The following is a 5,398-nucleotide window of genomic DNA, read 5'->3' on the forward strand; positions in this document are numbered from 1 at the left end:
TGCCGATTTGCCTGAGGTGTTGGCCCGGCGGCTGGCGATTGGGGCGTAAGGATACCTGCTCCAGACTTGGAGAGGAAGGCCACCAGCAGCGCCAATTCCACCAGGCCAAACGATATTTTCAACCAGTAAGGAATCACCGGCTCGTGGTATTGTGATAAAAAACCTTCCACGAATCCCGCCCAAATCAGCAGTGTCGCCACCCCTCCAATCAAAGTCGTAAGGTCACCCGCAATCAGACGTACCCGGGTTGGCAGCGCTTCCCGGCGTCCGCGTCCAATCAATGCGCCAGCCAGCACCAGGCCCGCCTGACCGGCGATGAGGATGGCTGGTAATTCGATGCTGCCATGCGGTAAAATCCAGCCGCACAGGAATAGTGACTGCCCGTCGAGGATATAATCCAGGCTGATGGCTCCTAGCGCGATGCCATTATAAAACAGCATGAGGATGGTGCCCACCCCGTAGGTCATGCCCAGGGCCAGGGTGAAAATGGAGACCTGGGTGTTGTGCGTCATCAAGTAACTGGAGAAGCCCCCGCGCTGGCCGGCATAACGATCGGTTTTGGCCTTCTCCTCCTGAGCCACCCGCTCGCGTGGCCGCAGTTGATCATGCCCAAACGGCATGGTGGCATAACGGGAATCCGGGTCCAGAACCGTTACCAGCCCGCCAAAACAGCACCCGCCGAAGGTGATCGCCAGCGCCAGGTAAAACGCGTTGACCTGCCGCCGAAACGTCTGCGGAAAGGTTTTGAAGAACCAGTCGGACAGGGAGAATCGGTGTTGCCGTTCGCGCGTCTCGTGAATTTCCGTGTACGCCCGCGCCACCAGATTTTCCAAATAACGGCGCAGCTCCGGTTCCGAGGCGAACGTGTTGATCTTGCCCAAGTCAGCCGAGGCGCGTTCGTAGAGGTAATGGAATTCGCGCAGTTCGGAAAGCGGCAAGCGCCAGTTGGGCGACGCCTCCAATTGGTTCAGGGCGGCCTCCAGTTTGTTCCAGTATGGGCGTTCAGCGGCGATGAATTTGGGCAGATCAATGATCATCTTAAATTAATTGCCGTTGCTTGACGCTCAAATATTGCGCCACGAGTTCCACGCTCAGGCGATCATTATCCACCAGCGAGAATTTAACGCCGCGCCGCTCCAGCACTTTCTGCAGCTCGCGCAAATTGTGCCATTGCAAGTGCCCGCCCAAGCGGCGGTAGAGGGCGTCCACGTCAGGCGCTTCCGGGTTGCTGAACATCGGTGCCGCATCGGCCGGCTTGGGCATGTTCACCAGCACCACATGCTGGCGGCAGAGCAATTCGGCGTGGCGCACGAAGTTCTCCGCCGCGACGGGATCATCCAGCGAAGTCAGGAATATCAGCAGGGCGCGCCGCCGCAACGTGTGGCGCAGGAACGTGGCCACATCATCAAAGTCCGGCGTCACCTCGCGCGGATGCAGCGTGTAGAGGGCATCGCGGCAGGTCTGGTAATGCGCCTTGCCGTTCTTCGCCCGCACAAATGCTTCGACCCGGTCGCTGAACGTCAGCAGGCCGAACAAATCGCCATGATGTTCCGCGGCCATGCCCAGCACCAGCGCCGAGGTCACGAACCGCTCCAGCAGGGTTTCCTCTTGGATCGTTGCTTCAACGGATGTACCGACTTCAGGCGCGGGAGCCATGGTGCCCCGTCCCGAACGGGCGCTCAAGCGTGAGGCATCAATGACCACATATACTTCCTGGGTTTTTTCGATCTGGAACACCTTGGTGATCGGGCGGGCGCGCCGGGCCGTGGCTTTCCAATGAATATCATCGTAGCTGTCGCCGGGAACATATTCCCGCAGCTTTTCAAAGTCGCGCCCTTTGCCCACCTGCCGGTGCGCATGAACGCCAAAGGCGCCGCGATTCAGAAACAGCGCCGCCAAACTCTTGCGGTCCTGCTTCAAGTTGGGATAAACCCGGATTTGCGTGGCAACCGGTTGCGCGTTGCGGACGGACCAAAAGCCGAAGGGGGAAACCCCTTCGACATAAACCGTGTTCAGCGCATAATTGCCGCGCCGCACCGCGGTGCAGGGCCAGTGTGCCGTGGACCATTCTGCGTCCGCGGCCAGTTGAATGCTCTGGTCTTCGAGCGGCGAGGTGATTTCCCGGGGAAAGGGCAGGCCCACCCGCAGCGTGCGTGCCTGCCGCGTCTGATTGTGAACCCGTAATTCCAAGGTGCCTTCGCGATCCTTGGAGAGCCGGAGCACCGGCGGTAATTCCACGTGCAGATGGTCCAGGCTGCCGTAAGCGCGCAAGGCGTCCAGCAGCAGCAACAGCAGCAGGACGCCAATCCCCAAGGTGGCGACCGCCGTGGCCTCGGGTTTCAGAGCGGGGATCAGGCTCAAGGGCAGGGCGGTCAGCCCGAACCACAGGAGCAGCTTGCTCCGGGGCGCCATCATCGGGGTACGGCCACTTGCTGTAGAATTTTGTCAATCACCTCGCGCACGCTCAGGCCCTCGATCTCGAACTCCGGGCGCAGAATCAACCGATGCTCCAGCACCGGCACCGCCATGGCTTTGATGTCGTCAGGCGTGATGAAGTCGCGTCCGGCGATGGCCGCCACGGCGCGGCTGGCCAACAGCAGGCTTTGCGTGGCGCGGGGGCCCGCCCCCACCAGCACGGCCTCGTGGGTGCGCGTGGCCCGCACCAAGTCCGTCAGGTACGGCACCAGGTCTTCCCGCACCGTGATGCCGGCCAGCGACTGGCGCAGCAGGGTCAGATGCTCTGGTGTGATGACCGGTTGCACCGCGCCGCTGGCGAGCGTTGTTTCCGGCGCCTCATTGCCGAGCATGCGGCGGGCCAGGGCGCATTCCTCATCCCGCGTGGGCGCCTGCATCGTGATCTTGAGCATGAACCGGTCCTTTTGCGCCTCGGGCAGGGGATACGTGCCTTCGTACTCGATCGGGTTCTGCGTGGCGAACACCGTGAAATTGGTGGAGAGCGGGTGCGTCTCCCGGTCAATGGTCACCGCCCGCTCCTGCATCGCCTGCAACAGCGCGGACTGCGTCTTGGCGGGGGCGCGGTTGATTTCATCCGCCAGCAGGAAGCTGGTGAAAATGGGGCCCTTGATCAGGTTGAACTCATTGCGTTGCAGGTTGAAGACGTTCGTGCCGGTGATGTCCGCCGGCATGAGGTCCGGCGTGAACTGGATGCGCGCGAACTCGCAGCCCAACACGCGCGCCAGCGTGCGCACCAGCAGCGTCTTGGCCACGCCGGGCACGCCCTCGATCAGCGCGTGATGCCCGGTGAAGATGGCGATCAACGCATAATCCACCACTTCTTTCTGCCCGATGATCACCCGGGCGACCTCGGCGCGCGCCGCCGTCAGGACCTGCTTTAACTGTTCGGTGTTTTCAGCCATAACCAGTCGTGTATTATTGAACGGATACTTCTTTTTTAATATTAAACTGTTCTACCCGTTTGCGCAGCGTGGCGCGGGTGATGCCCAATAATTTCGCCGCCTGCACCTGGTTGCCGAGCGTGGCCCGGAGCGCCTGGATGACCAGCTCCCGCTCCACCGTGGGCAGCACTTCCGCCTCGGGATTCTGCCGCGCCCAGGCAAACAGCTTTTGTGCCAGGTCTGCCACCGTGAGGGAGCCGCCCTCCGCCGGGGCGGGGGATGGGGCCGCGGGTTCGGCGGCGGCGGCGGGCGCGAGGCCGGGCGTGACACTGGTGGCCCGGGCGATGATTTCCGGAGGCAGATCCGCCGCCATGAGCACGGGGCTCTTGGCCACCACGATGGCGCGCTGGATGGCGTTCTCCAACTCGCGCACATTGCCCGGCCAGGGATGCTGCTCCAGCGCCTGCATCGCCTCCTGCGCGACGGACTTGGGCGGCTGCTTGAACTGCCGGGCGAACTTCTTCGCAAAATAATGCACCAGCAGCTTGATATCCTCGCGGCGCTCGCGCAACGGCGGCAGATGAATGCGCACCACGTTCAACCGGTAGAACAGATCCTCGCGGAACTCCCGGGCGGCCACCGCCCGCTCCAGCGGCTTGTTCGTGGCGGCGATGATGCGCACATCCACCTGCACCGACTGGTTCCCCCCCACCCGCTCGAACGTGCCGGATTGCAGCACCCGCAGCATCTTCGTCTGCGTCGCCGGCGTCATGTCCCCGATCTCATCCAGGAAAATCGTCCCGTGATTGCACTGCTCGAACTTGCCGATGCGCTGGGCGTTGGCGCCGGTGAACGCGCCTTTCTCATGCCCGAACAACTCGCTTTCCAACAAGTTCTCCGGAATGGCGGCGCAATTGATGGCCAGGAACGGATGCCCGTTGCGCCGGCTGTGGTGATAGATCGCGCGCGCCACCAGCTCCTTGCCCGTGCCGCTCTCCCCGGTGACCAGCGCGGTCGCGTCCGAGGCGGCCAGTTGCCCGATGAGCTTGTACACCTCCTGCATGGGCTGGCTGCGGCCCACGATGCCCTGCTCATGCTCCTCCGATTCCAGCAGCGGCTGGTAGGAGACCACCTGCTTCATGTCGTGGGCGGCTTTGAGCGCGGTGGCCACGATCTGTTTCAGCTTGGGCACATCAAACGGCTTCAGCAGATAATCAAATGCGCCCAGCTTCATCGCCTCGATGGCCGTCTGCGTGGTGCCGTAGGCCGTCATCATGATCACCGGCAGCTTGGCATCCATCTGGCGCAGCCGGCGCAGCGTTTCCAACCCGCTCAGGCCGGTCATGCGCACATCCATGATGACGAGGTCCGGCTTGAGTTTGGGAATCAGCCGCAGGGCCTCCTCACCGCTTGAGGCGGTCGCAAACTCAACCTCCGGCGAATGAAAAATTCGCTGGAACGAGTACCGCACATCCGCTTCATCATCCACCAATAACAATTTATCCATAATCACGCAGGTTTCACGCCGCCTGGGGCCATGCTTGAGCCATGCCATCCCCGATACGGCTTGATTAAAGCAGATACCGGGCCCGCAGGAAAATGAAAAATGTCGGCCCAACCACAAACGTAGGTGACGACGTAAGGAGTCTCAAATATGAAGGCGCGGAAAAATTTGGAGTGCGGTGGCAACCGAAGGGGGAAATGGGGGCGGCGGGCGGCACCGCTTTGGATTTGCCGCGTCCACTGGAGTGAGCGCGGGTGTACCTGAGGAGACCTAAATGGAGTGGCGCGGGAGATTTTGGCAGAGGGGAAATTCCCAGAGTTTCGTGCCCCCTCACCTCTTTCCTCTCCCTTGGGGAGAGGAGGCCCGTTCTGCGGCTAAGGGAGCGGATGATGGGTTACATGCGAGTCTTCGGCGTCCGGCACAGAATCCGTCCACGCGGGAGCGCACGCATGACCTTTGGAATATCAAAACCCGGCGAGCGGTTTTCCCTCTCCCCAGCAACGGTGTTAATTTTTGCAACTGTTTTCGGTGATTTTTT

4 protein-coding genes are annotated in these 5,398 nt (G+C 61.7%); all 4 read right to left on the reverse strand.

Annotated features, from left to right (window positions below; genetic code table 11):
- Positions 1-1,037, reverse strand: a 1,037-nt coding sequence (locus WCO56_28680) for a stage II sporulation protein M (protein ID MEI7733579.1), incomplete at its 3' end; no start/stop codon positions are given.
- A 1-nt stretch (position 1,038) separates the two neighbouring features.
- Complete coding sequence (locus WCO56_28685; protein MEI7733580.1) at positions 1,039-2,415, reverse strand: DUF58 domain-containing protein; 1,377 nt, start codon at positions 2,413-2,415, stop codon at positions 1,039-1,041.
- Entirely contained in the window at positions 2,412-3,377 is a 966-nt protein-coding gene (locus WCO56_28690) for a MoxR family ATPase (GenBank protein MEI7733581.1), read from the reverse strand. The genes WCO56_28685 and WCO56_28690 overlap by 4 nt, the downstream gene beginning before the upstream one ends.
- A 13-nt stretch (positions 3,378-3,390) precedes the next feature.
- Complete coding sequence (locus tag WCO56_28695) at positions 3,391-4,863, reverse strand: sigma-54 dependent transcriptional regulator (GenBank protein ID MEI7733582.1); 1,473 nt, start codon at positions 4,861-4,863, stop codon at positions 3,391-3,393.
- Positions 4,864-5,398 lie beyond the last annotated feature (535 nt).

The sequence above is a fragment of the Verrucomicrobiota bacterium genome, assembly GCA_037139415.1.
GTDB lineage: Bacteria > Verrucomicrobiota > Verrucomicrobiia > Limisphaerales > Fontisphaeraceae > JBAXGN01.

What these genes read in the sequence shown, in the direction of transcription:
- WCO56_28685 (MEI7733580.1), bottom strand. Translation starts at nt 2,415, where the DNA reads ATGATGGCGCCCCGGAGCAAGCTGCTCCTGTGGTTCGGGCTGACCGCC.
- WCO56_28690 (MEI7733581.1), bottom strand. Translation starts at nt 3,377, where the DNA reads ATGGCTGAAAACACCGAACAGTTAAAGCAGGTCCTGACGGCGGCGCGC.
- WCO56_28695 (MEI7733582.1), bottom strand. Translation starts at nt 4,863, where the DNA reads ATGGATAAATTGTTATTGGTGGATGATGAAGCGGATGTGCGGTACTCG.